The sequence below is a fragment of the Stenotrophomonas sp. YJH_SMC_123 genome (assembly GCF_059368215.1).
Genome location: NZ_JCAFRM010000007.1, coordinates 118,030 through 144,095 on the forward strand (window position 1 = coordinate 118,030; position 26,066 = coordinate 144,095).

Consider the following 26,066-nt stretch of genomic DNA (forward strand, 5'->3'; position numbering starts at 1 on the left):
CCGACATTCAGCAAAAATACTCCAGCGGATTCTGATGAATCCCCACGCACCGCCCGCCGAAGCAAGGCACGCGGTGCATTTTCAACGACTGGCCGAGGGGCCGTCGAAGAGTGCTGAATGTTGGTTTTTTTCAGGACGCCAATCCCGGCCAGGGCACCTGCCCCGGCCGCCCCATCTGGCCATCACGTAGCGTTGTGATCTGTAAGGAAATTCTCAAGCCGCCGCTGAGGGCACGAATGCGTGCATGCGGACACGCACGCGGCGTGGCGGCGATCACAGTGATGTCGTATTGGGCTTCTTGCGCATCACGACTGCGAAGTTAATTCGGTGGCACAAGCGACACAGGGCGCGTTGTGAGGTCGGCAGGATTCGTGCCGACCAAGGTCGGCACCCACCCTGGCAGGGGCCCTTACAACGGCTTCGGCGAGAACGTCAGCGTGGCGATCACGCCGCGCTCGCCACCGGGGCGCACGCTGACCTGCCAGCCGTACAGATCGCACAGGCGGCTGACGATCGACAGGCCGATGCCACCGCCCTGCGAATGGCCGGCATGGGTGCCGCGATAGCCGCGCTGGAACAGCTTGGCGGCGTCTTCTTCGCTCAGGCCCGGGCCGCTGTCAGTCACAGACACTGAATTGCTGCCGACAAAGACGCGCACTTCGCCATCCTGCGAGTACTTCACCGCGTTGCCGATCAGGTTGCCCAGCGCCACCGACAAGGCCGCCTCCGGCGCATCGATCACCAGGTTGCGCTCGCCTTCCAGCGCCAGCTCCAGCGGCTTGCCACCCAGCTGGGCGCGGTGGGCGTCCAGCAGCTGTTCGGCCACGCGCGCGACGTTGCTGGTACCCTGCCCGCGCTCGTTGCGCGACAGCAGCAGCAGCGCGCCGATCAGGTCGCTGCACTGCTGTTCGGCGCGTTGGATGCGCTGTAGCCGCTGCAGCACCTTCTCATCCAGGCCGGGCCGGGTCAGCAGCAGCTCGGTGGCGCCACGGATCACCGCCAGCGGCGTGCGCAGTTCGTGGCTGACGTCGGCATTGAACTCGCGGTCGCGCTGCACCACTTCGGTCAGTCGCGACGAATAATCATCCAGCGCCTGCGCCAGCTGCCCCACTTCGTCGTCGGGGAACCGCGGCGCCAGCGGCTCGGGATCACTGGTGCCGCCGCGATAGGCACGCAGCCGCGCGGCCAGGTCCGAGACCGGCTTCATCACCTTCGATGCCGACCACCAGCCCAGCACCAGCGACAACAGGCTGAACACCAGCACCGACAGCACCAGCGCGCGGTTGAGCTGCTGCCCACCGCGCACGCTGTCGGTCATGTCGTAGGCCAGGAATGCCCAGGCGTCGGGCGTCTTGCGCACGGCCAGCTTGTAGGAATAGCGCTGGCCGCGCTCGTCCACGCCGCCCATGTTGTACAGGCCATCCTTGAACTCATACCAGTCCGGCTCTTCCTCGCGCAGCGCGTCAAACTTGTCAGGCTTGATCAGGCGCGCACGCATCTGCTGCACGGGCAGGTCGGGGTTGCGATCCGGGCTCTCGTAGAACCGCCGCACGTACTCGTTGATGTTGCGGTTCATCACGTCTTCCACCAGCTGGTTTTCCACGCGCATGCGGGCCCAGTTGGTGGCAAACGCGAACAGTGTCGTCAGGCAGAAGCCCAACAACACGAACGAGACGATGATGCGGCTGCGCAGGCGCCGCCGATACGGCGAACGCCGGCGCTCCCCCTTGGTTGCCACGGAATCAGGCTTCCGGGGTGGCGATGCGGTATCCGATGCCATGGCGGGTCTGGATCAGCGGCACTTCAAACGGCTTGTCGACCACCGCACGCAGGCCGTGGATGTGGACACGGAGCGAATCCGAGTCGGGCAGCTCCTCGCCCCAGACGCGGGTTTCCAGCTCCTGGCGGGTGACCACGGCCGGCGCGGCCTCCATCAGGGCCTGCAGGATCTTCAGCGCGGTCGGGTTGAGTTGCAGCAGCTTGCCCTGGCGGCGCACTTCCAGCGTGTCCAGGTTGTATTCCAGGTCGCCGGTTTCCAGCACGCGGGTCTGCACGCCCTTGCCGCGGCGCGACAGCGCGTTCAAGCGCACTTCCACTTCCTGCAGCGCGAACGGCTTGATCAGGTAGTCATCGGCGCCGGAATCGAAACCGGCCAGCTTGTTGTCCAGCGAGTCGCGGGCGGTCAGCATCAGCACCGGGGTCTGCTTGCGCGCTTCGTTGCGCAGCTTGCGGCACACTTCGATGCCATCCATGCCCGGCAGGTTCAGGTCCAGAACGATGGCGTCGAACTCGTGGACCACGGCCAGGTGCAGGCCGGTCACGCCGTCGGCGGCGAAGTCCACGGTGTGGCCACGATCCTCAAGGTAGTCGCCAAGGTTGGCGGCGATGTCGCTGTTGTCTTCGATTACGAGAATGCGCACTGGGACCTCTGGTTCTTGAAGGGTCGTCGGGGGGCCAGGCCCACCCGCTCAGGATGCCCCTGCGTGGGTGGACGCGACGTCTACCTGCTGAACGATACAGGTTCCATTCTTAACATTTCGTACCGAAGGGCCGACACCGACAAAAGCCCCCTCGGCGAGCGGTCAGCGGCTGATGCGCTGCTGGTCGGTCAGCGCCCGGCGGCTGTCTTCCTGGGCCTTGCGACGCTGGGCCACGGTCAGGCAGACGCTGGTCGGCATGTTGCTGCCGGTAAGGCGCTCGCGGCGGCAGATCATGCGGCTGTCGGCCTGGGCGCGGGTCATGATGGTGTTGACGATCTCCTGCTCGTTGAACAGGTCGTTGCGCTCCTGCGGGGCCAGCTCATCCACCTTCTCCCGGCCATTCATCTTGATCCGGATCCGGTTCAGTGCCTGCTGCACGCGACTCTTGTCCTCCAGCCCGATCTCGCTGTAGTCCTCGCTGCCCATGGCCGTTTCAACGCGGCGGATCTGCTCGGACACCGGGGTGAAGGCATCCATCTGCACGGTGTCCTTCTGCGCCTTGGCCTGCACGGTGGCTACCAGGCCGAGCGACAGCATCAGGGCAAGTGTCGTGTTGCGGTACATGACGAGCTCCATGTTCGTCCATGAATAGGGTCTCGACTTTACGATTCCGCCGATGCGCCCACAAGGGACGCACGGCAGGGTGACCGATGGCGGCATGCGATCGGTCCGGCAGCGATCAGGGCTTGTAGTTGTTGAAGCGCTGGTTGTCGTTGAGCGCCTTGCGGCTTTCTTCCTGCGCCTTGCGGCGCTGGGCCACGGTCAGGCAGACACTCTGCGGCATGTTGCTGCCGGTGGTGCGTTCACGACGGCAGACCATGCGGCTGTCGGCGTGGGCGCGGGTCATGATCGTGTTGATCACTTCCTGGTCGTTGAAGATCTCGGTGCGGTCCTGCGGACTGACCTGCTCCACGCGTTCGTGGTCGCCCATCTTGATCTTGATGCGGCCCAGCGCCTGCTGCACGCGGCTTTTGTCTTCCAGCCCGATCTCGCTGTAGTCCTCGCTGTTGATCGCCGTCTCAACGTTGCGGATCTGTTCGGCCACCGGTGCGTTGGCGTCGAACTTCACCTGCCCTTTCTCGGGCTTGGCGTGGGCGGTGGTGGCCAGGGCCAGGCCCAGCATCAGGGCGAAGGGGGTCATGCGCTGCATCGTTACCTCCAGGTTCTTCCATGAGTGGAACATCGATCCTGCGGTGCCACCGATGCGCCGTCACAGCACGCTCGATGGGCCGAAGGGCGGTGCGGTCAACGCCCGGCGGGCGGTGGGCTGAGCGTGTTGTAGCTGCGCTGGTCGTTGATCAGCGCCTTGCCTTTCTCTTCGATCCGGCGCCGTTCGGCCACGGTCAGGCAGCGGCTCTTGGGCATGTTGCTGCCGGTGGTGCGTTCGTACCTGCAGATCTGCCGGCTGTCTTCATGGCCACGCGCCAACACGGTGTTGATGCGTTCCTGCTCGTTGAAGACCTCGGCCTGCAACTGCGGCGGCAGCTCCTGCACGGTCTGGCGTTCGCCCATGTGCTGGCGGATACGCGACAGCGACTGCTGCACCTGGCCGCGATCCTCGGCGGACAGTTCGGCATAGTCGGGGGCGGCCAGGGCGGTTTCCACCTGACGCATCTGCTCGGCGACCGAGCCCTGCCGGTCCATCTGTACAGCCACTTTCTCCGGCTTGGCGGCAACAGCGCCAGACAGGCCCAGCAGCAACGCGATCATCATGATGCGGTACATCGCCAACCTCCCGATCCATCCCGGAACGAAGGGCCAACTCTACGACCGTCACGCGGCCTCCACAAGAGACCTTGGGCATGGGGCCGACAGGCATAAAAAAGGCCCAGACGGTGCACCCGCCTGGGCCTGAAGTCGTATCCCGATACCGATCCTGCTGAGAGGCAGAGCTGCGGTGCGCTGAAGCCTACGCCCGATCCGATTAAAGCCTCGTTAAAGGCCCGGATCATTTGCCGGTGAGAATCATAACCCCATGGATAATCAGGGTTTTTTGATCTTCTCTACGTGCTCGATGATGCGTGTCGCCACGTCGACCCCGCAGGCCGCTTCGATGCCTTCCAGCCCGGGCGTGGAGTTGACCTCCAGCACCAGCGGGCCGCGCGCGGAACGGATCAGGTCCACGCCGCAGACCGACAGGCCCAGCGCCTTGGCCGAACGCACCGCCACCTGCTGCTCGGCACGGCTGGCCTTGGCCGCCACGGCGGTACCCCCGGCGTGCAGGTTAGAGCGGAAGTCGCCCTCCGGTGCCTGCCGCTGCATCGACGCCACCACCTGGTCGCCCACCACGAAGCAGCGCAGGTCGGCCCCCTTGGCCTCGCCGATGAATTCCTGCATCAGGAAGTTGGCGTACAGGCCGCGCAGCGCTTCGACGATGCCGCGCGAGGCACTGGCCTTCTCGGTCAGGATCACGCCGCGCCCCTGGGTGCCTTCATTGAGCTTCACCACGTGCGGCGGCGGGCCCAGCATGGACAGCAGGTCGACGGTGTCGTCGGGGTTGTCGCCGAACACGGTGACCGGCATGTCGATGCCCTTGGCCGCCAGCAGCTGGTGCGCGCGCAGCTTGTCGCGCGAACGCAGGATGGCGTCGGACGGATTGGGCGTGCGCGCGCCCATCAGCTCGAACTGGCGCAGCACCGCGGTGCCGTAGCGGGTGATCGAGGCACCGATGCGCGGAATGACCATGTCCACGCCGGTCATTGGCCGGCCCTTGTAGTGCATGGAAAAGCCATCGGCGGCGATGCGCATGTAGCAGCGCAACGGGTCCAGGATGCGCACGGTGTGGCCGCGCGCGCGCGCCGCCTCGACCAGCCGACGGGTGGAATACAGGGAGCTGTTGCGGGACAGGATGGCGAGCTTCATCGCGGTGGGATCGGTCGGCAGGCGCGAAGCATAGCGCGGGCGTGTGGCGGGTGGATGATGCCTGGCCCGTGCCGCCTGCGCCGGTAGTGGCCGGCTCCTGCGGCGACGATTCCGGCGAAAGAGTAACCGTCGCCGGATACACCACAGGCCCGCATCACCATGCGGGCTGGTTCCGCTTCAGAACCCGCGCGCGGATTCACCCAGCGCTGCGATGCAGGCCATCTGCGTGACCGGTCCGGCCGAGGTCCCCTCATAGATCTGCCACAGAAGCTGCGCGGCCTTCGGCCCACCGGCGCGACCCAGTGCGCGCACTGCGGCCAGCTGGCGGGAGGTGCCGGCACCGGAGTTCTTGTAGATCTCATGAAGGCTGCCGACGACGTCGTCCTTCGTTTCCATGCGCTGCTTCCGTGTAGGAAATGCGGCAACGCTAACCGGGCGCGTATGGGCGTGGATATGAAACTAATCAGAAATGAAGAAGGCCGCTGATGAGCGGCCTTCTGTCTACGCGCGTGGCGCGATTGGAGCGGGCGATGGGAATCGAACCCACGTCAGTAGCTTGGGAAGCTACAGCTCTACCATTGAGCTACGCCCGCAGTGCGCGGTGAAAGTCTATGCGGTTGGGCCAGTGTTGCGCAATGGCAGCATGCCGCAATGGGGTCAGAGCCGTTTCCTGGCGGAAACGGATCCGACCCCCGGCGCAAAAGGTCAGAGCCCTTTCCTTGGCGGAAAGGGCCCCGACCCCGGCGGGTGCTGCTTAGAACGTGCCGCTGAAGTTGGCGAACAGGGTGGCGTCCTGCGCGCGCTTCTGGCCGGTCGACGCGCTCAGGCCGAAGTTGCTCTGCAGGCCGAACAGTTCGGTGCGGGCACCCAGCACGACGGTGGCGTAGTTCTTGTCGAACTTCAGGCCCGGCACGCGGTAGCTGCCCAGTTCCGGCAGGGTCTGCAGCCAGGCGCTGGCCTGCTTGGTGTCCTCGAACTCGTGATCGTAGGTCACCTGCGCGTACGGCTTGACGGCGCCGCCATCGAAACGGGCCTGCCAGCCGATGCGGCCGACGGTCGAATCGACGTTCTGGCGGTCGTAGCCCAGTGCGGTGGCCAGGGTGCCAGCCGCAGCGCTTTCGGTGTAACCGTCGATCTTCACCTTCTGCCAGATCACCGAGGCGATCGGGCCGTGGCGGAAGCCGCCTTCGGTGCCGAACTCGTAACCGGCGTTCAGGGCCGCGGTCAGGTTGCTGCCGTCCGGCGAACCACCATGCTCACGGGTGGCCGGGCCCAGCTGGACCTTGCGGTTCACGTCATAGGACAGCCAGGTGTAGCTGACCTGGCCGTTCACCCAGATGCGGTCGCCATACCAGCCGGCGAACAGACCGGCGGTGGTGTCCTTCTGGGTGAAGTCGCCACGGCTGTTGCCGAAGTCGGCGCTGAGGCGGCCGAAGCCGGCGAAACCGCCGAACACCATGCCGTCGCGGGCCCAGTCGATACCGAACAGGCCGGCCGGGGCCAGGCCGTCGTACAGGTCGGCGTGGTCGTAGCGCTGCAGGTCGCCGCGCACGCCGCCCCACCAAGACAGGCCGTCAGCCGGACGACCACCCAGGTGCATGCTGACCTGGTCGGCACGCGAGCGGCCGATGGTCTGTGCCGAGTGGCTCAGCACCTGCTGCAGGCGCGGGCCTTCCAGCACCGAGACCGCGTACTGGCCCAGCAGCTGATGACCGGCGGTGGTCGGGTGCACGCCATCGGCAAACAGGTAGGTGTTGGCCGCATCCGGGCTGACGTAGCTGGTCGGGTTGCAGGTCAGGATGCTCTGCGTCGAGTTGGCCGGATCGATCTTGCAGGCGGTGCTGGTGACGTTGGTGAAGCCGTACATGCCCGGGTTGGCGGTCACTTCACGCAGGATGCTGAAGGTGTCGAGCGGAATGAACTCGATGCCCGCCTGCTTCAGACCACCGTACAGGGCCTTGTTGTAACCGGCCGACAGTGCAGTGGCGGCGGCGGCGTTGGGGCCACGGAACTGCGGAGTGATGCCCACGTCCGGCAGATTCGGCACGAGCACGTACTGGGCACCGGCCTGCTTCAGGGCGCCCACCAGCGCGATCTGGTCGGTGACCGCGGCGCCGATGATGCCCTGCACCTGGGCCTGCGAGGCACCGCCGGCCGCTGCGCGCGTGGCCGCGAACAGATCATTGGCACCGCCCCATACGGTGTACAGGGCATTGGCGTCAGCCTTGCCACCATTCGCAGCAAGGTAACGGGTCGCCTGCGACTTCAGCGACGGAATGGCTCCGAGGCCACCCGCTTCGTCGGTCGATACACGGGCGCCGCCGACGGCGTAGTTGTCACCGTTCTGGCCATTGCCGTTGGGCGTGCCGTTGAGGCCGTAGTAGTTGGCGACCTGCTGCGCCCACACCCAACCCGGGTTGGTGGTGAACTGGCCGGTCACCGGACGCACATCGGCCGGCAGCAGCGGGCGGAAATAGCCAGCGTCGGTCAGGCTGTCACCGAAGAACACGGCCTTGGAATAGGGGGATTCGCCTGCCATGGCCGGAAGCGCGGCCAGCGCGATCGCGGCCGCCATCAGGGAGCGGATCGGGCGTTTGCTGAGCAGCATGTAAAAAACTCCTGTGGGGATATCGTTGAGGACCCGGCGGACGTACGCCGGCGCACGGTGAATGGTTCCACTGCGCCGCGTTTTGCTCACGCTGCGCCGCCGCATGGATTGTCGCCTGAGGGCGCTGGACCATGCTGTGCCGGGGCTGGCGATCAACGAAATTTGCAAGGGTTCCGATCCGCGCAGGCCATCGGCGACAATGCGGCGATGAACATCCAGCTCAACGGCGAACCCCGTACCCTGCCCGCTTCGGCGACCCTCCACGACCTGCTGCAGGCCGAGCAGCTGCTGCAGCGCCGGGTGGCGGTGGAGGTCAACGGCGAGATCGTCAGCCGCAGCCGCCATGGCGAGCACGTCCTGGCCGAAGGCGACGTGGTGGAGATCGTGCACGCGCTGGGCGGGGGCTGAGGCCTGCGCGGGTGTTCAGGGGTCAGATCCCTTTGCCGATGGCAAAGGGATCTGACCCCACGCTCGACCCCGCCCTCTGCGTGACCCCATCTTCAGGCGGATAAGCGATAATCGCGCCATGAACGTTCATGTCTCCCCCGATTCGCTGGTGATCGCCGGCAAGACCTATGGCTCGCGGCTGCTGACCGGCACCGGCAAGTTCAAGGACCTGGAAGAAACCCGCCTGGCCACCGAGGCCGCTGGCGCCCAGATCGTCACCGTGGCCATCCGCCGCACCAACATCGGGCAGAACCCGGGCGAGCCGAACCTGCTGGACGTGCTGCCGCCGGAGCGCTTCACCATCCTGCCCAACACCGCCGGCTGCTACACCGCCGAGGACGCCGTGCGTACCTGCCGGCTGGCCCGTGAGCTGCTGGACGGCCACAACCTGACCAAGTTGGAAGTGCTGGGCGACCAGAAGACCCTTTACCCGGACGTGATGCAGACCCTGAAGGCCGCCGAGCAGCTGGTCAAGGACGGTTTCGAGGTGATGGTCTATACCTCCGACGACCCGATCCTGGCCAAGCGCCTGGAAGAGATCGGCTGCGCTGCGGTGATGCCGCTGGCCGCGCCGATCGGTTCGGGCCTGGGCATCCAGAACAAGTACAACCTGCTGCAGATCATCGAAGACGCCAAGGTGCCGATCATCGTCGACGCCGGCGTCGGTACCGCGTCGGACGCGGCGATCGCGATGGAGCTGGGCTGCGACGGCGTGCTGATGAACACCGCCATTGCCGGTGCGCGCAGCCCGGTGCTGATGGCCAGTGCGATGCGCAAGGCGGTCGAGGCCGGCCGCGAGGCCTTCCTTGCCGGGCGCATCCCGCGCAAGCGCTACGCCAGCGCCTCCTCGCCGGTGGATGGGCTGATCGGCTGATGACCAATCCTTTTGACAGCGCCGGTTCCAAGGCCCCGCCCAAGCCCTTCACCGTGAGCGAGGGCCGCCGCGAGGTGCGCAGCTTCGTGTTGCGCCAGGGCCGCTTCACCCCTGCCCAGCAGCGCGCGTTCGACGAACGCTGGCCGCGCTTCGGCCTCGACTACACCGGCCAACCGCGTGACCTGGACGCCACCTTCGGCCGCCCGGCACACAAGGTGCTGGAAATCGGCTTCGGCAACGGTGCCGCGCTGCGCTTCGCCGCCCAGCACGACCCGTCGCGCGACTACATCGGCATCGAGGTGCACGCCCCGGGCGTGGGCCGTCTGCTGAACGCGCTGGCCGAGGACAATGCCGACCACGTGCGCCTGTACCACCACGATGCGGTGGAAGTGCTGCAGAACGAGATCGCCGACGGCGCGCTCGATGAAGTGCGCATCTACTTCCCGGACCCGTGGCACAAGAAGCGCCACAACAAGCGCCGCCTGCTGCAGCCGGCGTTCGCCGAACTGCTGGTGCGCAAGCTGCGCCCGGGCGGCCGCCTGCACTGTGCCACCGACTGGGAGGACTACGCCGAGCAGATGTGGGATGTGCTCGATGCCACCGCCGGCCTGGTCAACCGTGCCGGCCCGCGTGGCAGCGTGCCGCGCCCGGACTGGCGCCCGCAGACCCACTTCGAGACCCGCGGCCAGAAGCTCGGCCATGGCGTCTGGGACCTGCTGTACGACCGCACCTGACGATCGCCTGAGGACGCCGCGCCCCACATGGATACCGCGCTGACGCTGACCAACGACATGAAGCTCGTGCTCGGGCTGGTCGGCTTCACGATGGCGATGTTCCTGTTCGAGCGCATCCGCGCCGACGTGGTCGCGCTGGTGGTGCTGGTGGTGCTCGGTGTCACCGGACTGATCGCGCCGGAGGAAATCTTCGGCGGTTTCTCCGGTAACGCGGTGATGAGCATCATCGCCACCACCATCCTCGGTGCGGGTCTGGACCGCACCGGGGCGCTGAACCGGCTGGCCGCCTGGCTGCTGCGGCGCGGCCACGGTGTCGAGCAGCGGCTGCTGATGATGACCACGGCCATCGCCGGCCTGAACTCATCCTTCATGCAGAACCCGTCGGTGATGGCGTTGTACCTGCCGGTCGCCTCGCGACTGGCAGCGCGCACCGGGCTGACGATGCAGCGCCTGCTGCTGCCGATCTCGGCGGCGATCGTGATGGGCGGCGCGCTGACCATGGTCGGCAATTCGCCGCTGATCCTGCTGAACGACCTGCTGGCCTCGGCCAACAACAACCTGCCCTCCGGCCTGGCCACCATCGAGCCGCTGCGCATGTTCGCGCCGCTGCCGATCGGCGTGGCACTGCTGGTCGCCTCGCTGCTGTACTTCCGCTACTACGGCGACCGCAAGCTGATCGAGGAAGAAAACCTGGTCAACGACGGGGTCACCCCGGCGCGAACCGAGAGCTACTTTGCCAAGACCTACGGCATCGAAGGCGATGTGTTCGAGCTGGTGGTCAGCGCCGAAAGCCCGCTGGTCGGCATGACCCTGGGCGAGGCCGAGACCCTGCACGATGCGCCACTGCTGCTGGCCCTGAAGACCGGCAATGACACCCGCCTGGCGCCGCCGGCGGAGATGCGCATCTGGGTCGGCAGCGTGCTCGGTGCGATGGGCCCGCGCCAGCAGATCAGCGACTTCGCGCAGAACCAGTTCCTGCGCATGTCCTCGCGCCTGAAGCACCTGGGCGACCTGTTCAACCCCAGCCGCGCCGGCATTTCCGAGGCGGTGGTGCCGCCGACCTCGAACGTGATCGGCAAGAGTGCGGCCGACCTGCGCCTGCGCAAGGAGCGCGGCATCAGCCTGCTGGCGATCAACCGTGACAAGCAGGTGATCCGCGAGGACGTGCGTGACGTGCAGCTGCGCGCCGGTGACATGCTGGTGTTCCACAGCATCTGGACCGACCTGGCGCAGGCTGCCAAGAGCCGCGACTTCGTGGTGGTGACCGACTACCCGACCGGCGAGCAGCGCCCGCACAAGTTCAAGATCGCGATGGCGATCTTCGCGTTGACCATCCTGATCGCGCTGACCAGCAAGCTGCCGGTGGCGCTGACGCTGATGACCGGCGTGGCCGGCATGCTGCTGACCGGCGTGCTGCGCATGGACGAGGCCTATGCCTCGATCAACTGGAAGACGGTGTTCATGATGGCCGGGCTGATTCCGCTCGGCTGGGCGATGGACTCCAGCGGTGCGGCCGCGTGGGTGGCCGGCCATACCATCGACAAGCTGCCGACCGGCATTCCGGTGTGGGTGCTGGAGGTGGCGCTGGCGCTGCTGACCACGGCGTTCTCGCTGGTGATCAGCCATGTGGGCGCGACCATCGTGATGGTGCCCATTGCGGTGAACCTGGCACTGGCGGCGGGTGGCAACCCGACCGCGTTCGCGCTGATCGTGGCGCTGTCGGCGTCCAACAACCTGATGACGGCCTCCAACCCGGTGATCTCGATGATCACCGGCCCGGCCAACTACACCCCGCGCGAGATGTGGCGGGTCGGCGGCCCGTTGTCGCTGATCTACACCTGCGTGGTGGTGCTGATGATCAACCTGATGTTCTGAGGGACTTGATCGGCAGGGCTGCGCCCTGCACCTGCAGAAGCCGAAGCAACAGCAACAGCGGGCATTCCGTGGGATGGCGGGGCACTGTGGGTTTGCGGGGACGCCGTAAACCCATCCATGGGGGCTTGGCCGCGGCATCCATACCGCTCACACCCCGCAAACCCACAGTGCGCCGCCTTCGACAGTTTCACGCGGCGGGTGGTGGGTGCCGACCGTTGGTCGGCACGGATCTCGCTCTGGTAGCTGTCGACCTTGGTCGACACGGCTTTTGTAGCGTCGAGCCGTGCTCGACTGCTTCTGGCCTCAAGCCAGGTAGACCTGCCCGTCGCGCACGTCCACCGGCACCGCGCGCAGGCGGTCGCCCTTGCACGGGCCGGCGATGCAGTCGCCACTGTCCAGCGCGAACGACGCGCCATGCGCGGCGCACACCAGGTGGCCCTCGCGGCTCTTCAGGAACTGCCCCGGCGCCCAGTCCAGGCGGCGGCCGGCGTGCGGGCAGATGTTCAGGAATGCGCGCACCTGCGCGCCGTCGCGGTACAGCACCAGCGATTCGGCATCGCCATCGACCACCGCTTCGACCTCGGCAAACGCGCCATCGGCAATGGCATCCAGGGCGATCAGGGCAGCAGCGGCAGTCATGGCGAAGGCTCGTACGGTAAACCCGCATTGTCGCATGCCCACTCAGGTGACTGGCTGCGACATGAACACAAGTCATTGATCCGTAATAAGCACAGGCTATATTTAACGAGTTTTTCACTCAATGACAGTGGCGCGTCCCGATACTCTGGTTTCGCTGATCCCAGCCTATCGAGCCGCCATGTTCAATCGCGCATCCGCCTTCAACCAGTTCCGCACCCTGTTCGCGCCGCGCAAGCCGCGCCACCCGCTGGTGCGCGTTGCCGTGGGCCTGCTTGGCCTGGCGATCCTGGCCGCGATGGTGTTCATCGGTGTGTTCGTCGGTGCGGCGATGATCCTGGTCGGCCTGGCGTGGAAGCTGCTGGCCTCGCGCAAGCCGGGTGTTGCCCGTCCGGTCGACCCGACCGTGGTCGAAGGCGAGTACCGCGTGGTACGCAAGCCGGTGTTGCCGGCCTCGCGCTGATCCACCTCCTGCGCGCCCGCTGACGGCGGGCGCCATGCGTTCTAGACTGCGGGCACGCCCTTCCTGGATGCCCGCATGTCCGATGTCTCCGATGTGATCCCTGCCGTAGCCCTGCCGCGTGTGCCGGTAGCCGGTGGTGGCAGTTTCCCCGTGCACCGCATCTACTGCGTCGGCCGCAACTTTGCCGACCACGCCCGCGAAATGGGTGCGGCAGTGCCGGCGGCCGATGACCGTGGCCGCCCGATGTTTTTCAGCAAGCCGGCCGATGCGATCGTGGTCGGCCACGACGATGCAATCCCCTACCCGCCAGCGACCGCCAACCTGCACCACGAAGTGGAGCTGGTGGTGGCGATCGGCCGCGATGCGCCCGCCGGCGAGCTGGCCGTGGCCGACGCCGACGCACTGGTCTACGGCTATGCCGTCGGCCTGGACCTGACCCGCCGCGACCTGCAGGCCGCGGCCAAGGACAAGGGCCACCCGTGGGACGCGGCCAAGGGCTTCGACGCCTCCGCGCCGATCAGCGAAATCGTCCACGCCGAGGAAGTCGGCGACCTGGCCGCGCTGAACCTGTCGCTGGAGGTCAACGGCGAGGTGCGCCAGCAGGCTCTGCTCGACCAGATGATCTGGAACGTGCCGGAGATCCTGCATGAGCTGTCCAAGCTGTGGCAGCTGCGTGCCGGCGACCTGGTGTTCATGGGCACGCCGTCCGGCGTGGCCGCGCTCAAGCCCGGCGACCGCTTCAGCGCGCGCCTGGAAAACGTGGCCGAGCGCCACGGCGTGATCGTCGGCTGACATCACCTGCGCTACCCTGCGCGCTGTCCACTTCCCCACCGGAGAAAAACAACAATGGGAATGCTCACCGAGTTCAAGGAATTCGCGATGCGCGGCAACGTCATCGACCTCGCCGTCGGCGTGGTGATCGGCGCGGCCTTCGGCAAGATCGTGACCGCACTGGTCGAGAAGATCATCATGCCGCCGCTGGGCTACCTGATCGGCCGCGTGGACTTCTCCAGCCTGGCCTGGACGCTGTCGCCAGCCCGGCTCGGACCGGATGGCAAGGAGATCCCGGCGGTGGTGGTTGGCTACGGCGACTTCATCAACACCGTCATCCAGTTCGTGATCGTGGCTTTCGCGATCTTCATCGTGGTCAAGGCGATCAACCGCCTGTCGCGCAAGAAGGAAGCGGCACCGGCGGCGCCGGCCGAAGAAGTGGTGCTGCTGCGCGAGATCCGCGACAGCCTGAAGAAGTAAGGGTACCGGGCGCCTATGGGCGCCCCTCCCACCTGTAGAGCCGAGCCCACGCTCGGCTGATCTGCGAAAGGCAGCCGAGCATGGGCTCGGCTCTACAGAAGCAGGCGAAAGCCCCGCTCCGGCGGGGCTTTCGCTTTGCTGCATCTGGCGGAAAACAGCATCCGCGCCAGCCATGACCTCCCGCCCATGCGCCGGGCTGAACGACTGTTAAGCTCCAAGGCTTAGGTCCCTTCCCGGAGTTGTCCATGCGTCGCCGCGTCCTTGCCATCGCATCCTCCCTCGCCCTGTTGGCCGCCCCGGCCTTCGCGGCACCGCGCACCACCACCCTGCCCCCCGCCTCGCTGGCGACAGCCGCGCAGCTGCGCGACCAGGCGCTGGCCGATGACACCGGCTGGAAGGTGGTCGAGTCGCTCACCACCGAGATTGGTCCGCGCATCGCCGGCAGCGAAGCCGATGCCCGCGCCGTTGCCTGGGCCGAAGCCAAGTTCAAGGCCCTGGGCTTCGACAAGGTCTGGAAGGAGCCGGTGACGTTCCCGAAATGGGAGCGCCGCAGCGAACACGCCGCCGTGACCGGCAGGAACCCGCAGCCGCTGCAGATCACCGCACTGGGCGGCAGCCCGGGTGGCACCGTGGAAGCCGAGGTGGTGCGCTTCGCCGATCTGGCCGCGCTGCAGGCCGCACCGGCAGGTTCGCTGAAGGGCAAGATCGCCTTCGTCGATTACCAGATGCTGCCCTTCCGCGATGGCCGCGATTACGGCCGCGGCGGTGCGATCCGCAGCAAGGGCCCATCCGAAGCCATCCGCAAGGGCGCGGTCGGCTTCCTGATGCGCTCGGCCGGTACCGACTCGCACCGCGTGCCGCACACCGGCATCACCCGTTTCGATGACGGCCTGACCCCGGTGCCGTCGGCCGCGCTGTCGGTGCCCGATGCCGACCAGCTGGCCCGCCTGCTGGCGCGTGGCAGCACCACGGTGAAGGTGGCACTGGATTGCGGCTGGGACGGCACCGCCACCTCGTACAACGTGATCGGCGAGATCACCGGCCGCAGCCTGCCGAAGGAAGTGGTGGTGATCGGTGGTCACCTGGATTCGTGGGACCTGGGCACCGGCGCCGTGGATGACGGCGCGGGCGTGGGTATCACCATGGCCGCCGGCCACCTGATCGGCCAGCTCAAGCAGGCACCGAAGCGCACCATCCGCGTGATCGCCTTCGCCAACGAGGAACAGGGCCTCTACGGCGGCAAGGCCTATGCCGAGGCACACGCCAAGGACGTGGCCCTGCACCAGCTGGCCGCCGAGAGCGACTTCGGCGCAGGCCGCATCTACGCCTTCAATACCGGTTCACCGAATCCGGAAGGCTCGCGTGAAGCGACGAAGCAGATTGCCGAAGTAATGAAGCCGCTGGGCATCGAGTACCAGGCCGACAAGGGTGGCCCGGGCCCGGACGTCGGCCCGCTGGCCGCCAAGGGCGGTGCGTGGGCGTGGCTGGCGCAGGATGGCTCGGACTACTTCCACCTGCACCACACCGCCGACGACACGCTGGACAAGATCGACCCGAAGGCGCTGGCGCAGAACGTGGCCGCGTATAGCGTGTTCGCCTACCTGGCGGCGGAAGCCGACGGCAGCTTCGGCAGCGAGGCCAAGGCGACCACGCCGCCGAACGAGTGATGCGGTGACACAGGGGGTCAGAGCCCTCGCCCTTGGCGAGGGATCTGACCCCTGATCGTATTAGCTCTCCCAGACCCGGGTGTTGCTTACCCCGATCGTCTGCGGCTTGAACAGCGGATCACGCTGCTTGCGCTTCTGCGCCTCGTAATCGCGCAGTGCGGCCAGGGCAGGCCTTTGCAACAGCAGGATGGCGATGATGTTCAGCCAGCTCATCAGGCCGACGCCGATGTCGCCCAGCGACCAGGCCACTGTGGCACTGTTCACCGCCGAGTAGCCGGTCGCTGCCAGGAACAGCAACTGGAAGACGCCCATCAGCCACGCCGCCGGCCGATCGCGGCACAGATAGCTGACGTTGGTCTCGGCCATGTAATACAGCGCCAGGATGGTGGTGAACGCAAACGGCAGGATCGCCAGCGCCACGAACGAACGGCCGAAGCCCGGCAGCGTCGATTCCACCGCGTGCTGCACGAAGCGTGGCCCGGCTTCGACACCCGGCAGATTGCCCAGCAGCAGGCGCGCCTCATCCGGAATACCGTTCACCGCCGGGTCGTAGACGTTGTACAGGCCGGTGGACAGGATCAGGAAGGCGGTCGCACTGCACACCACCATTGTGTCGATGTAGACCGAGAACGACTGCACCAGGCCCTGCTTGACCGGATGCGAGACTTCCGCGGCGGCGGCCGGATGCGCACCACTGCCCATGCCGGCCTCGTTGGACAGCACGCCACGGCGCACGCCCCACTGGATGGCGGTGCCGATCATCGCGCCGAACGCCGCATCCACGCCGAATGCACTGCGCAGCACCAGCATGATCACCTCCGGCACCCTGTCCGCGTTGAGCACCATCACCAGCGCCGCGACCAGCAGGTAGGCCACGGCCATCAGCGGCACCACCCATTCGGCCACGCGCGCAATGCGCCGCACACCGCCGATGAGGATGGCGCCCAGCACCACCAGCAGAACCGCCGTGGTGGTCATCACCGGCACGTCCCAGGCTTCGTTCACCGCACTGGTGATCGCATTGGACTGCGTGCCGGCCAGCATCGCGCCCGCCAGCACCGTCACCAATGCGAACAGCACTGCATACCAACGTTGGCCGAGGCCTTTTTCGATGTAGTACGCCGGGCCGCCCCGGTACTGCCCCTTGCCGTCGCGCTCCTTGTAGATCTGTGCGAGCGTGGATTCGATGAAGGCACTGGATGCGCCGAGGAAGGCGACGATCCACATCCAGAAGATCGCGCCGGGCCCGCCGAAGGCGATGGCCATGGCGACGCCGGCGATGTTGCCCACGCCCACGCGGCTGGACAGCGAAAGGGACAACGCCTGGAACGGCGACACGCCGGCATCGGAGCGCTCATGGCGGAACATCAGGCGCAGCATGTCCGGCAATGCACGCAGCTGGATGAAGCGCGTGCGGACGCTGAAGTACAGGCCGGTGAGCAGGCACAGCACCACCAGGTAGGGGCTCCAGACGACGCCAAGGATCGCGTTGACGATGGATTCGATGTTCATCGGCGGCCCCTCAGAAGAACATGCCCAGGGCGACCTGGGGGCTGATGATGCGGCCGGTGTTGCGGCCGGCCACGCTGAACTCGACGCCGGCGATCAGGCCCAGTGACGGGCTGAAGTGGTACTCCACGGCCGGCGCCAGGGTGACGCTGCGGCTGGCCGGGCGATGCTCGTCGATGCGTTCGAAACCACCGCTGGGGTTGCGCGCGAAACCCCTCAGGCGCTGGCCGGTCTCGCGGCTGGCGGCCACTTCCATCACGCCCACCCAGCGCGGATTGAAGCTGTACTCGGCGCCGACCGACAGGCCCAGCACCGACCCCCGGGAGATGTGCCCCTGGAAGCTGTCGTCGGTGCCGTAGACGCTGGCCCCGGAGATCGCCGTCCGCGACGGCGCAGGCCCGGCGCTGAGCTGGGCACGCCAGCGCAGCGGGCGGTCGTTACCCAGCCAGACCACCTGCTGCACGCCCAATGCGGCAGTGGTGCGCTGCACACCGTCGCCCTGCGCATCGAGCGGATTGCCGGTGATGCGGTCATGGCTGCCGGTGCTGAAGCGCTGCACCAGCGCAACCGAGACGGCCGGACGCGTGCCATCGGCATTGGGCGCCTGCAACAGGTACTGCAGGCGCGCGGTGGTGTCACCGGCACGGAAACCACTGCTGCGCGCGCCGCCCTGTTCGGCACGCGATGCACTGAGATTGACCTGCCCCATCACCCGGTCGCTGAAGCCGTAGATGATCGGTACCACCGTTGCCCATGCGCCGCTGCGTTGCCCACTGCGGCGGCGATGGCCGCCATCGTCGTAATGATCGCGGCTGTCGATCCGCACCAGATAGGGTTCGATGTACCAGTTGCCCTGCGGCAGGCCAGCCGGGTTGGGGGTGATCAGCGGCCCGGTGAAGTTGACGCCGTCCAGGCTGCGTTCGCTGGCTGCGGCACGGCCGTTGGCAAGGACGCTGGTCAGGACCAGCAATGCGATGAGGATACAGCGTGGGTGATGCATGGCAGCCTCTTCTGGACAACGTGGGATGGAGTTCCACCCTGCGTTGCCGGAAGCGGCTGACCAATAAGGAAACTTTCAAAACATCATGCGCGCTTGACGCAATTACGGACCCTGGAAGGGGTCAGAGCCCTCGCCTGCGGCGAGGGATCCGACCCGGGATACCGGATCAGCCGCGGCGACTCGCCCACTGCGCCAGCAGTACCGCCGTGGCCGAGGCCACGTTCAGGCTCTCCACCGCGCCGCTGCCGGGAATCGAGACCTGCTGGTCGCACGCTCCCGCCAGGCTGCGGTCCATGCCCTCGCCTTCGGCGCCCATCACATACACCAGGCGGGCCGGCAGCGAGGTGCGGAACACGTCGTCACCGCCCTCCACCAGGGTCGCCGCCAGGCCGAAGCCGGCCGCACGCAGCTGCGTCATCGCCTGGGCGGTCTCCGGCAGCTGCACCAGCGGCACCGCTTCTGCACCGCCCTCGGCCACGCGCGCGGCGGCACCGGACAGCGCCAGCGTGCTGCCGGCCGGCAGCAGCAGCGCCTTGGCGCCGAAGTGTGCGGCCGAGCGCAGGATCGCACCGAGGTTGTGCGGGTTGCCCACGCCATCAAGCCACAGCGCCAGCGCCGGGCCGTCGCCGACCTGCTCCAGCCACTGCGCCAGCGGCAGCGCCGGTGCGCGCAGCACATCGGCCACCACGCCTTCGTGGTGGGTGGTGCCGGCAAGCTTGTTCAGATCGCCGTCTTCAACCACGCGATACCCCACGCGGTTGGCCACGCACCACTTCAGCAGCGGCTGCAGGCGCGGAATGCGCGCCTCCAGCAGGTACAGCTTGCGCAGCGCCTGTGGCCGCGCTTCGAACGCGGCCAGCACGGCATTCAGGCCGTACAGGCGCAGCTCGTCGCCGCCACCGCGCCCACCACCGCCCGTGGCCGGCACCTCCGGGCGCGGCAACGGCGTTGCGCGCGGCGGACGGGCGGACGGGCGGCGGTTGTTCCAGGGGTTGTTCACTTACACACTCTCCTGCTTGCGCTGGCGCCAGAAATCGGCGTTCTTGATGCCCAGGGCATCAGGGTCGAACACCGGATCCAGGCCCAGCTTCTTCTGTCGTTCGTAGTCACGCAGGGCCAGCATCGCCGGCTTCTGGATGATGAGGATGGCAATGATGTTCAGCCAGGCCATCAGGCCGACGCCGATGTCACCCAGCGCCCAGGCCAGGGTCGCATTATGGAACGCGCCGAACACCACCATGCCGATGATGCCCAGGCGCAGCACCAGCACGGTCAGCGGGCGCTTCCTGTTGTGGTTCACATAGCTGAGGTTGGTCTCGGCCATGTAGTAGTACGCCATGATGGTGGTGAAGGCGAAGAAGAAGATGGCCACCGACACGAACGCCGAACCCCAGCCCGGCAGCACCGCTTCCACGCCGGCCTGGGCGTAGCCCGCACCTTCGGGAATGCCGGCCAGGCCCTGGAAGATCGGCGCGGCGCCCTCCACCGGCGAGTACACGTTGTAGGTACCACTGGCCAGGATCAGGAACGCGGTGGCGGTGCACACCATCATGGTGTCGAAGTAGATCGCGAAGGCCTGCACGTAGCCCTGCTTGGCCGGGTGCGAGACTTCCGAGGCGGCCGCTGCATGCGGGCCCGAGCCCTGGCCGGCTTCGTTGGCATAGATGCCGCGCTTGATGCCCCACTCCACCGCCAGGCCCATCATCGCGCCGAATGCGGCATGCGTGCCGAAGGCACTCTTGAAGATGATGCCGAACATTTCCGGCACGCGGTCGTAGTTGATGATCATGATGATGATGGCCATCAGGATGAAACCGGCGGCCATGAACGGCACCACCACTTCGGCGAAGTTGGCGATGCGCTTGACGCCACCGAAGATCACCACGCCCAGCAGCAGCGCCACCACGATGCCGATGCCCAGCTTCAGCGCCTGCACCGATTCCATGCCGAAGGCCTGGCCATCGAGCGGGCCGCACAGCGCGGTGCCACGGCAGGCGTTGATGATGCTGTCGGCAATGGCGTTGGCCTGTACGCCCGGCATCAGGAAGCCGGCGGCGATGATCGTGGCGATGGCGAAGGCCAGCGCGTACCACTTCAGGCCCATGGCCTTTTCGATGTAGTACGCCGGGCCACCGCGGTAGCGGCCTTCGGCGTCCTTGGTCTTGTAGATCTGCGCCAGGGTGCATTCCACATACGACGTGGACGCGCCGAGGAAGCCCATCACCCACATCCAGAAGATCGCACCGGGGCCGCCGAAGGCGATGGCCGTAGCCACGCCGGCGATGTTGCCGATGCCCATGCGGCCGGCCATCGACATGGCCAGGGCCTGGAACGAGGACACGCCGGCGTCGGATTTCTCACCCTTGACGGTGAGGCGGCACATCTCGAAGAAGCCACGGATCTGCATGAAGCGCGTGCGCAGGCTGAAGAACAGGCCGGCGCCCAGGCACACGAAGATCAGTGCCTTGCTCCAGATGATGCTGTTGATGAAGTGTACGGTTGCTTCCACGCGCGCTCTCTCCAGTCGGCGGGTTGTAAGGACGTCCCGTCGGCTGGAAGGGACCGGTCGATTCTCCCTGATCGCAGGCCGCTGCGGTAGCGCTGTTTTGTAGAGCCGAGCCCATGCTCGGCTTGGGCCCCCGAGGGCAGCCGAGCATGGGCTCGGCTCTACAGCGGCCAGCCCGCGTGTTCAGGGCAGCTGGGTGCGTACCCTGGCGAAACGGCGAAGGTCGTGCAGCACGCCGCGCTTGTAGACCGCGCAGCGCTCCACGCCCTCCTCCTGGAAGCCGTTCTTCTCCAGCACCCGCGCCGAGCCGAGGTTGAAGTCGACTACTGTGGCCTGCAGCCTGAACAGGCGCAGCTCGTCCATCACCCACGGTGCGAACAGCCCGACCACACGGGTCATCACGCCGTGCCCCCAATAGGCCTGGCCCAGCCAGTAGCCCAGTTCGGCGGTGTGCCCACGCTCGGCCATGCCCTGCTGGGCAGCGACGCTGCCGCAGGCCTGGCCGTCGATCTCGATGGCCAGATTCAGGGTTCCGGGGGCCAGCACGCGGCCGGCGAGGAAGGCCTCGCCATCGGTGCGCGTGTACGGGTACGGGAAACGGTCGCGCAGGCCGCGCGACACCTCGGGATCGTTGGCGTGGCGCAGCAGCGATTCCAGATCATCCGGGCGCCAGGGGCGCAGCTGGAAGCCGTCGCCTCGAAGTGGGGGCAGAGCCCTTTCCCTTTGGGAAAGGGGTCCGACCCCGTCAGCGAGGGACCCGATCCCGTCGGTGTGCCGGTCAGGCATGGCCGCCCACCGACGGCGATTCCGCTTCCTGCTTCTCCAGCTCGCGCTTCACCGCTTCCGGCGAACGGGTGTACGGGGCAAGCCGCGCGTAGAACGCCGGCACCACGAACAGCGACAGGAAGGTCGAGAGGGTCACGCCGAAGATGATCACGATGCCGATCGTGCCACGGCTGGCCGAACCGGGACCACCGGCCACCACCAGCGGAATGGCGCCGACCACGGTGGCGATCGAGGTCATCAGGATCGGGCGCAGGCGCACCATCGCCGATTCAATGATCGCCTCGCGCACGCTGCGCCCATCGTCGCGCAGCTGGTTGGCGAATTCGACGATGAGGATGCCGTTCTTCGCGGCCAGGCCAACCAGCATCACGATGCCGATCTGGCTGAACAGGTTCACCGTACCGCCACTCACCCACAACCCGACCAGCGCGCCGAGCACGCCCAGCGGCACGGTCAGCATGATGGTGAGCGGGTGGATGAAGCTCTCGAACTGCGCGGCCAGCACCAGGTAGACCACCAGCAGGGCCATGGCGAAAGTGAGCAGCACGGCGCCACCGGCGCTCTGGTACTCGCGCGATTCACCCTTCCAGTTCACCTGCGCGTACTGCGGCAGCTCTTCCTGGGCCACGTTCTGCGCCCAGGCAATGGCCTCGCCCAGCGGATAGCCCGGCGCCAGGCCGGCACTGATGGTGATCGAGCGCAGGCGGTTGAAGCGGTTCAGGGTGCCGGCCTCGGCCACTTCGCTCAACGTGACCAGGTTGGACAGCGGCACCAGTTCGCCAGAGGTGGCGCGCACGCGGATCGCGGCCAGGTCGGCCGGGCTGGCGCGACCGTCACGTCCGGCCTGCACCAGCACGTCGTACTCCTCGCCGTTGTCGACGAAGGTGGTGACGCGGCGCGAGCCCATCATGGTTTCCAGCGCCGAACCGATCGCGGTGACCGGCACGCCGAGATCGGCCGCACGCTGGCGGTCGATGTTGACCCGCATCTGCGGCCGGGTTTCCTTGTAGTCCGAGTCGGGGCCGACCAGGCCGGGGTTGTCGGCCATGCGCAGCAGGATGCGGTCGCGCCACTGCGCGATCTCCGCGTATTCCGGCCCACCCAGCACGATCTGGAACGGCTGCCCGCCGCTGCGCACCAGGCCGCCACCGACCTGGGTACGCACACGCACGCCACGGATGGTGTCCAGTTCCTTCTGCAGTTCGTTGGCCACGTCCGGCGTGGCCTCGCTGCGCTGGCGCCACGGCTGCAGGAAGATGCTGACGCGGCCGGTGTGCATTTCCTCGCTGGCACCGAAGCCACCGGGCACGCGCGGGTTGGCACGCACGATCGGCTTGTCCGGGCCGACATGCGGGGCCAGCAGCGCCTCCACCTGCTGCACCTGCTGCACGGTGTAGTCGTAGCCGGCACCTTCCGGGCCGTCGATCATGATCTGGAACGAACCGCGGTCTTCGGCCGGCGCCAGTTCCGAGGGCAGCAGCTTGAGCAGGCCCCAGCTGGCGACCAGCGCGGCCACCATCACCAGCAGGTAGATCCAGGTGCGGTCGACATGGTGATCGAGCACCCGCCCATAGGCACCCGCGAGGCGTTCCAGGTTGCGGTTGATGAAGCCGTGCAGGCCACGTGGCGCCTGCCCGGTGTGCGGCTTGAGCAGCTTGGAGGCCATCATCGGCGTCAGTGTGAGCGCCACGAACGCGGACAACGCCACGGCGGCGGCCAGCGCCACTGCCAGCTCGCGGAACAGGCGCCCGGTGTTGCCTTCCAGGAAGCCGACCGGCAGGAACACTGCCACCAGCACGGCGGTGGTGGCGATCACCGCGAAGGCGACCTGCGCGGTGCCGCGCTTGGAGGCCACCAGCGGGGGTTCGCCCAGGTCGATGCGGCGCTGCACGTTCTCCACCACCACGATCGCATCGTCCACCACCAGGCCGATGCACAGCACCAGCGCCAGCAGGGTCAGCAGGTTGATCGAGAAATCGAACGCATACAGTGCGATGAACGCCGCGACCAGGCAGACCGGTACCGTCACCGCCGGGATCAACGCGGCGCGGAAACTGCCGAGGAACAGCCAGATCACCGCCAGCACCAGGATCATCGCCTCCACCAGCGTGGCGTAGACGCGGTCCACCGCCGCTTCGATGAAGGTGGTGTTGTCGAAGGCGACGAAGATCTGCGTGCCCTTGGGCAGGGTCAGCGCCACCCGCTCGGCTTCAGCGCGCGCGGTACGCGCCACGTCCAGCGAGTTGGCGGTGGAGGTCTTGACGATGCCCAGACCGATGCCGGGCTCGCCATTGCTGCGGTAGTACGCGCGGCGTTCGGCCGAGGCCAGCTCGATCTTCGCCACGTCGCCCATGCGCACCACGTAACCGTCGCGGCCCTTGCCCAGCGGGATGGTCGCGAAATCTTCGGGCTTGATGTAGTTGCGCTCCACGCGCAGGGTGAAATCACGGTCGGTCGACTCGATGCGGCCGGCCGGCAGCTCCACGTTCTCGTTGCGCAGCGCGGTTTCCACGTCGCCGGTGGTCAGCCCGCGTGCGGCCAGCTGGTCCCGGTCCAGCCAGATCCGCATCGCATAGCGCTGGCGGCCGCCGATGCGGACCTGGGCCACGCCATCGAGGCTGGAAAAGCGATCGACCACGTAACGGTCGGCGTAGTCGCTCAGCTCCAGCGTGTCCATGGTCGAGGAGACCATGTTGAACCAGATGATGGGGTCGGCATCGCTTTCGACCTTGGCGATCTCCGGTGGCCGCGCCTCTTCCGGCATGCGGTCGGCCACGCGGCTGACCGCATCGCGCACGTCGTTGGCCGCCGCTTCGATATCGCGGTTGGAGGTGAACTCGATGCTGACCTGCGAGCGGCCGTTGGTGCTGCGCGCGTTGATCGTATCGATGCCTTCGATGCCGGCCAGCGCATCTTCCAGCACCTGGGTGATGCGGCTTTCAATGACCGCCGCCGAGGCGCCGGTGTAGTCCACCGAGACCGAGACGATCGGCGGGTCGATGGCCGGCAGTTCGCGCAGGGTCAGGCGGGTGAAGGACATCACGCCCAGCACCAGCAGCAACAGGCTCATCACCACGGCGAACACCGGCCGCTGGATGGAGATGTCGGACAGCTTCATCCGCCGTGGCCCTCGGCCGCGGCCGGCGCAGCGTCTTCAGCGGGCTTTGCACCACTGGCGGGCGCTGCGTCCTTGGCGGCAACCTTCAGGCCCGGACGCAGCTTGCCGGTGCCATCGACCACGATGCGCTGGCCCGCTTCCAGACCCTGCCTGATCTCGACCACGCCGGCACGGCGCGCGCCGGTCACCACGTCCACACGCTCGACGCTGTCGTCAGCCTTGATGCGGTACACGAAGGTATCGCGACCGACCTGCACCACGGCGATTTCCGGAATCACCAGCGCCGGGCGCTCGGGGCGGAACAGGCGCACGTCCAGCAGCATGCCAGGACGCAGCGCATGGTCGCCGTTGGCAAAGTCGGCGCGCACGGTCACGGCACGGGTGGCCGGGTCGATGCGCGCATCGATGGTGCTGACCACGCCCTCGAAGGTGCGGCCCGGCCAGGCCACGCTGGTGGCGCTGACCTTGTCACCGACGCCCAGCGCAGCCAGTTCCACTTCAGGCACCTGGAAATCGATGTGCATGTGCTCGATATCGTCGAGCGTGGCGATGACCGTGGTCGGGGTCACCAGCGAGCCAGGGCTGACCTGGCGGATGCCGAGCACACCGGCGAACGGCGCGCGCACACGGCGATCACCGATGTCTGCCTGCATCTGCATCACGCGCGCTTCGGCGGCATCGCGGATCGACTTCTGCGTATCCAGCGTGGCGCTGGACACCAGCCGCTGGGCGGCCAGCTCGCGCTGGCGCTTGTACAGCTGATCGGCTTCATGGAAGGTCGCCTGCGCCTGCACCAGTGCGGCCTCCTGGGCCTGCCCACGCAGGGTCACGATCGGCGCACCGGCAGCAATGTGCTGGCCGCTTTCGAAATGCACTTTCTCGACGATCTCGCTGACCTTGGCGGTCACGCTGATCGATTCGCGCGCCTTGGCCGTGCCAAGCGCCTGCAGGGTGTCGCTCCACTGACGGGACTGCACGACCTGCGCAGTGACCGGCACCGCTTCTCCCTGCCGACGCGCGGCGGCCTCCTGTTTGCCTGCGCACCCGGCCAGCACGGCCAGGCTGAGGCCAAGGGCCAGGGTCGAAGCGATACGAGCCAACATGAACGGTCCAAATTGATCCACGGCCGCCGAGTGTAGGCAAGTGCCCCTGAAAGCGGTATGTGCCAAGCGTTTACCGGCGTGGAACCAGGGCTGCGATAGCGCCTTGAACCCATTCCGTGCAAGGCTGCCATGGGCAGTGTCGGCGTG

Annotated in this window: 24 protein-coding genes and 1 tRNA gene; 8 read left to right on the forward strand and 17 right to left on the reverse strand. The window is 67.1% G+C overall.

Annotation, left to right across the window (positions count from 1 at the left end):
• Positions 1 to 409 precede the first annotated feature (409 nt).
• From AC5P5W_RS15815 to AC5P5W_RS15855, 9 genes are all read right to left on the reverse strand, one after another.
• Positions 410 to 1,780 carry a sensor histidine kinase gene (locus AC5P5W_RS15815; protein ID WP_032957212.1) on the reverse strand — a complete coding sequence of 457 codons (1,371 nt, stop codon included), beginning with the start codon at positions 1,778 to 1,780 and terminating at the stop codon, positions 410 to 412.
• Positions 1,743 to 2,420: a response regulator transcription factor gene (locus AC5P5W_RS15820; protein WP_005410804.1), complete on the reverse strand. Its 678-nt coding sequence runs from the start codon at positions 2,418 to 2,420 to the stop codon at positions 1,743 to 1,745. The genes AC5P5W_RS15815 and AC5P5W_RS15820 overlap by 38 nt, the downstream gene beginning before the upstream one ends.
• Before the next feature lie 162 nt (positions 2,421 to 2,582).
• Positions 2,583 to 3,044 (reverse strand): hypothetical protein, encoded by a 462-nt coding sequence (locus AC5P5W_RS15825; protein WP_014648206.1) that lies wholly within the window; start codon positions 3,042 to 3,044, stop codon positions 2,583 to 2,585.
• Positions 3,045 to 3,159: 115 nt separating this feature from the next.
• Entirely contained in the window at positions 3,160 to 3,630 is a 471-nt protein-coding gene (locus AC5P5W_RS15830) for a hypothetical protein (protein WP_134809216.1), read from the reverse strand.
• 95 nt (positions 3,631 to 3,725) lie between these two features.
• Positions 3,726 to 4,205 carry a hypothetical protein gene (locus AC5P5W_RS15835; RefSeq protein WP_049440385.1) on the reverse strand — a complete coding sequence of 160 codons (480 nt, stop codon included), beginning with the start codon at positions 4,203 to 4,205 and terminating at the stop codon, positions 3,726 to 3,728.
• 258 nt (positions 4,206 to 4,463) lie between these two features.
• Positions 4,464 to 5,342 (reverse strand): 30S ribosomal protein S6--L-glutamate ligase, encoded by an 879-nt coding sequence (gene rimK / locus AC5P5W_RS15840; RefSeq protein WP_005418651.1) that lies wholly within the window; start codon positions 5,340 to 5,342, stop codon positions 4,464 to 4,466.
• 177 nt (positions 5,343 to 5,519) lie between these two features.
• Positions 5,520 to 5,738 carry a hypothetical protein gene (locus AC5P5W_RS15845; protein ID WP_197574438.1) on the reverse strand — a complete coding sequence of 73 codons (219 nt, stop codon included), beginning with the start codon at positions 5,736 to 5,738 and terminating at the stop codon, positions 5,520 to 5,522.
• Positions 5,739 to 5,861: 123 nt separating this feature from the next.
• Positions 5,862 to 5,935, reverse strand: a tRNA-Gly gene (locus AC5P5W_RS15850).
• 161 nt (positions 5,936 to 6,096) lie between these two features.
• Positions 6,097 to 7,950: an autotransporter domain-containing protein gene (locus AC5P5W_RS15855; RefSeq protein ID WP_197574437.1), complete on the reverse strand. Its 1,854-nt coding sequence runs from the start codon at positions 7,948 to 7,950 to the stop codon at positions 6,097 to 6,099.
• A gap of 207 nt (positions 7,951 to 8,157) precedes the next feature.
• On the opposite strand from AC5P5W_RS15855, the gene thiS reads away from it, so the two are divergent.
• The 4 genes from thiS (at position 8,158) to AC5P5W_RS15875 (ending at position 11,880) form a co-directional block, all read left to right on the forward strand.
• Positions 8,158 to 8,358 carry a sulfur carrier protein ThiS gene (gene thiS, locus AC5P5W_RS15860; protein ID WP_005418796.1) on the forward strand — a complete coding sequence of 67 codons (201 nt, stop codon included), beginning with the start codon at positions 8,158 to 8,160 and terminating at the stop codon, positions 8,356 to 8,358.
• Between the two features lie 118 nt (positions 8,359 to 8,476).
• Positions 8,477 to 9,271 (forward strand): thiazole synthase, encoded by a 795-nt coding sequence (locus AC5P5W_RS15865; RefSeq protein WP_005418798.1) that lies wholly within the window; start codon positions 8,477 to 8,479, stop codon positions 9,269 to 9,271.
• On the forward strand, positions 9,271 to 10,005 hold the full coding sequence (gene trmB / locus AC5P5W_RS15870; RefSeq protein WP_019660186.1) for a tRNA (guanosine(46)-N7)-methyltransferase TrmB: 735 nt from the start codon (positions 9,271 to 9,273) through the stop codon (positions 10,003 to 10,005). The genes AC5P5W_RS15865 and trmB overlap by 1 nt, the downstream gene beginning before the upstream one ends.
• A 27-nt stretch (positions 10,006 to 10,032) precedes the next feature.
• Positions 10,033 to 11,880 (forward strand): SLC13 family permease, encoded by a 1,848-nt coding sequence (locus AC5P5W_RS15875; protein WP_032957191.1) that lies wholly within the window; start codon positions 10,033 to 10,035, stop codon positions 11,878 to 11,880.
• Positions 11,881 to 12,183: 303 nt separating this feature from the next.
• Here the strand turns inward: AC5P5W_RS15875 and AC5P5W_RS15880 are convergent, their stop codons facing one another.
• A complete protein-coding gene (locus AC5P5W_RS15880; protein ID WP_012511947.1) occupies positions 12,184 to 12,519 on the reverse strand; it encodes a Rieske (2Fe-2S) protein in 336 nt (111 codons plus the stop codon).
• Positions 12,520 to 12,697: 178 nt separating this feature from the next.
• Between AC5P5W_RS15880 and AC5P5W_RS15885 the strand changes: the two genes are divergently transcribed.
• The 4 genes from AC5P5W_RS15885 to AC5P5W_RS15900 all read left to right on the forward strand — a co-directional run bounded on the left by AC5P5W_RS15885 (position 12,698) and on the right by AC5P5W_RS15900 (position 15,897).
• Positions 12,698 to 12,979, forward strand: a complete 282-nt coding sequence (locus tag AC5P5W_RS15885; RefSeq protein ID WP_005410817.1) for a hypothetical protein — start codon at positions 12,698 to 12,700, stop codon at positions 12,977 to 12,979.
• A 75-nt stretch (positions 12,980 to 13,054) separates the two neighbouring features.
• Positions 13,055 to 13,771, forward strand: a complete 717-nt coding sequence (locus tag AC5P5W_RS15890) for a fumarylacetoacetate hydrolase family protein (RefSeq protein WP_197576153.1) — start codon at positions 13,055 to 13,057, stop codon at positions 13,769 to 13,771.
• Positions 13,772 to 13,825: 54 nt separating this feature from the next.
• Entirely contained in the window at positions 13,826 to 14,230 is a 405-nt protein-coding gene (gene mscL, locus AC5P5W_RS15895) for a large-conductance mechanosensitive channel protein MscL (RefSeq protein WP_005418809.1), read from the forward strand.
• A 245-nt stretch (positions 14,231 to 14,475) separates the two neighbouring features.
• Complete coding sequence (locus AC5P5W_RS15900) at positions 14,476 to 15,897, forward strand: M28 family peptidase (RefSeq protein ID WP_197575541.1); 1,422 nt, start codon at positions 14,476 to 14,478, stop codon at positions 15,895 to 15,897.
• 60 nt (positions 15,898 to 15,957) lie between these two features.
• Here the strand turns inward: AC5P5W_RS15900 and AC5P5W_RS15905 are convergent, their stop codons facing one another.
• The 7 genes from AC5P5W_RS15905 to AC5P5W_RS15935 form a co-directional block, all read right to left on the reverse strand.
• Complete coding sequence (locus AC5P5W_RS15905; protein WP_069116431.1) at positions 15,958 to 17,409, reverse strand: alanine/glycine:cation symporter family protein; 1,452 nt, start codon at positions 17,407 to 17,409, stop codon at positions 15,958 to 15,960.
• A gap of 10 nt (positions 17,410 to 17,419) precedes the next feature.
• On the reverse strand, positions 17,420 to 18,406 hold the full coding sequence (locus AC5P5W_RS15910) for a hypothetical protein (RefSeq protein ID WP_197575543.1): 987 nt from the start codon (positions 18,404 to 18,406) through the stop codon (positions 17,420 to 17,422).
• Between the two features lie 166 nt (positions 18,407 to 18,572).
• Positions 18,573 to 19,406 carry a TrmH family RNA methyltransferase gene (locus AC5P5W_RS15915; protein ID WP_049440415.1) on the reverse strand — a complete coding sequence of 278 codons (834 nt, stop codon included), beginning with the start codon at positions 19,404 to 19,406 and terminating at the stop codon, positions 18,573 to 18,575.
• A complete protein-coding gene (locus tag AC5P5W_RS15920; RefSeq protein WP_049440417.1) occupies positions 19,407 to 20,915 on the reverse strand; it encodes an alanine/glycine:cation symporter family protein in 1,509 nt (502 codons plus the stop codon). It lies immediately after the preceding gene.
• Between the two features lie 180 nt (positions 20,916 to 21,095).
• The gene (locus AC5P5W_RS15925) at positions 21,096 to 21,698 is read right to left on the reverse strand and encodes a GNAT family N-acetyltransferase (RefSeq protein ID WP_049440418.1); all 603 of its coding nucleotides are present in this window, start codon (positions 21,696 to 21,698) and stop codon (positions 21,096 to 21,098) included.
• Positions 21,691 to 24,816: an efflux RND transporter permease subunit gene (locus tag AC5P5W_RS15930; protein WP_014648225.1), complete on the reverse strand. Its 3,126-nt coding sequence runs from the start codon at positions 24,814 to 24,816 to the stop codon at positions 21,691 to 21,693. The genes AC5P5W_RS15925 and AC5P5W_RS15930 overlap by 8 nt, the downstream gene beginning before the upstream one ends.
• Entirely contained in the window at positions 24,813 to 25,919 is a 1,107-nt protein-coding gene (locus AC5P5W_RS15935; protein ID WP_032957171.1) for an efflux RND transporter periplasmic adaptor subunit, read from the reverse strand. The genes AC5P5W_RS15930 and AC5P5W_RS15935 overlap by 4 nt, the downstream gene beginning before the upstream one ends.
• Between the last annotated feature and the right edge of the window lie 147 nt (positions 25,920 to 26,066).

Excerpts from the sequence above, each read along its gene's own strand:
- AC5P5W_RS15845 (WP_197574438.1), bottom strand. The coding sequence starts at position 5,738 with ATGGAAACGAAGGACGACGTCGTCGGCAGCCTTCATGAGATCTACAAG.
- AC5P5W_RS15930 (WP_014648225.1), bottom strand. The coding sequence starts at position 24,816 with ATGAAGCTGTCCGACATCTCCATCCAGCGGCCGGTGTTCGCCGTGGTG.
- AC5P5W_RS15825 (WP_014648206.1), bottom strand. The coding sequence starts at position 3,044 with ATGTACCGCAACACGACACTTGCCCTGATGCTGTCGCTCGGCCTGGTA.
- AC5P5W_RS15875 (WP_032957191.1), top strand. The coding sequence starts at position 10,033 with ATGGATACCGCGCTGACGCTGACCAACGACATGAAGCTCGTGCTCGGG.
- rimK (WP_005418651.1), bottom strand. The coding sequence starts at position 5,342 with ATGAAGCTCGCCATCCTGTCCCGCAACAGCTCCCTGTATTCCACCCGT.
- AC5P5W_RS15925 (WP_049440418.1), bottom strand. The coding sequence starts at position 21,698 with ATGCCTGACCGGCACACCGACGGGATCGGGTCCCTCGCTGACGGGGTC.
- AC5P5W_RS15830 (WP_134809216.1), bottom strand. The coding sequence starts at position 3,630 with ATGCAGCGCATGACCCCCTTCGCCCTGATGCTGGGCCTGGCCCTGGCC.
- AC5P5W_RS15905 (WP_069116431.1), bottom strand. The coding sequence starts at position 17,409 with ATGAACATCGAATCCATCGTCAACGCGATCCTTGGCGTCGTCTGGAGC.
- mscL (WP_005418809.1), top strand. The coding sequence starts at position 13,826 with ATGGGAATGCTCACCGAGTTCAAGGAATTCGCGATGCGCGGCAACGTC.
- AC5P5W_RS15855 (WP_197574437.1), bottom strand. The coding sequence starts at position 7,950 with ATGCTGCTCAGCAAACGCCCGATCCGCTCCCTGATGGCGGCCGCGATC.
- AC5P5W_RS15910 (WP_197575543.1), bottom strand. The coding sequence starts at position 18,406 with ATGCATCACCCACGCTGTATCCTCATCGCATTGCTGGTCCTGACCAGC.
- AC5P5W_RS15880 (WP_012511947.1), bottom strand. The coding sequence starts at position 12,519 with ATGACTGCCGCTGCTGCCCTGATCGCCCTGGATGCCATTGCCGATGGC.
- trmB (WP_019660186.1), top strand. The coding sequence starts at position 9,271 with ATGACCAATCCTTTTGACAGCGCCGGTTCCAAGGCCCCGCCCAAGCCC.
- AC5P5W_RS15900 (WP_197575541.1), top strand. The coding sequence starts at position 14,476 with ATGCGTCGCCGCGTCCTTGCCATCGCATCCTCCCTCGCCCTGTTGGCC.
- AC5P5W_RS15865 (WP_005418798.1), top strand. The coding sequence starts at position 8,477 with ATGAACGTTCATGTCTCCCCCGATTCGCTGGTGATCGCCGGCAAGACC.
- AC5P5W_RS15890 (WP_197576153.1), top strand. The coding sequence starts at position 13,055 with ATGTCCGATGTCTCCGATGTGATCCCTGCCGTAGCCCTGCCGCGTGTG.
- AC5P5W_RS15835 (WP_049440385.1), bottom strand. The coding sequence starts at position 4,205 with ATGTACCGCATCATGATGATCGCGTTGCTGCTGGGCCTGTCTGGCGCT.
- AC5P5W_RS15815 (WP_032957212.1), bottom strand. The coding sequence starts at position 1,780 with ATGGCATCGGATACCGCATCGCCACCCCGGAAGCCTGATTCCGTGGCA.
- AC5P5W_RS15935 (WP_032957171.1), bottom strand. The coding sequence starts at position 25,919 with ATGTTGGCTCGTATCGCTTCGACCCTGGCCCTTGGCCTCAGCCTGGCC.
- AC5P5W_RS15885 (WP_005410817.1), top strand. The coding sequence starts at position 12,698 with ATGTTCAATCGCGCATCCGCCTTCAACCAGTTCCGCACCCTGTTCGCG.
- thiS (WP_005418796.1), top strand. The coding sequence starts at position 8,158 with ATGAACATCCAGCTCAACGGCGAACCCCGTACCCTGCCCGCTTCGGCG.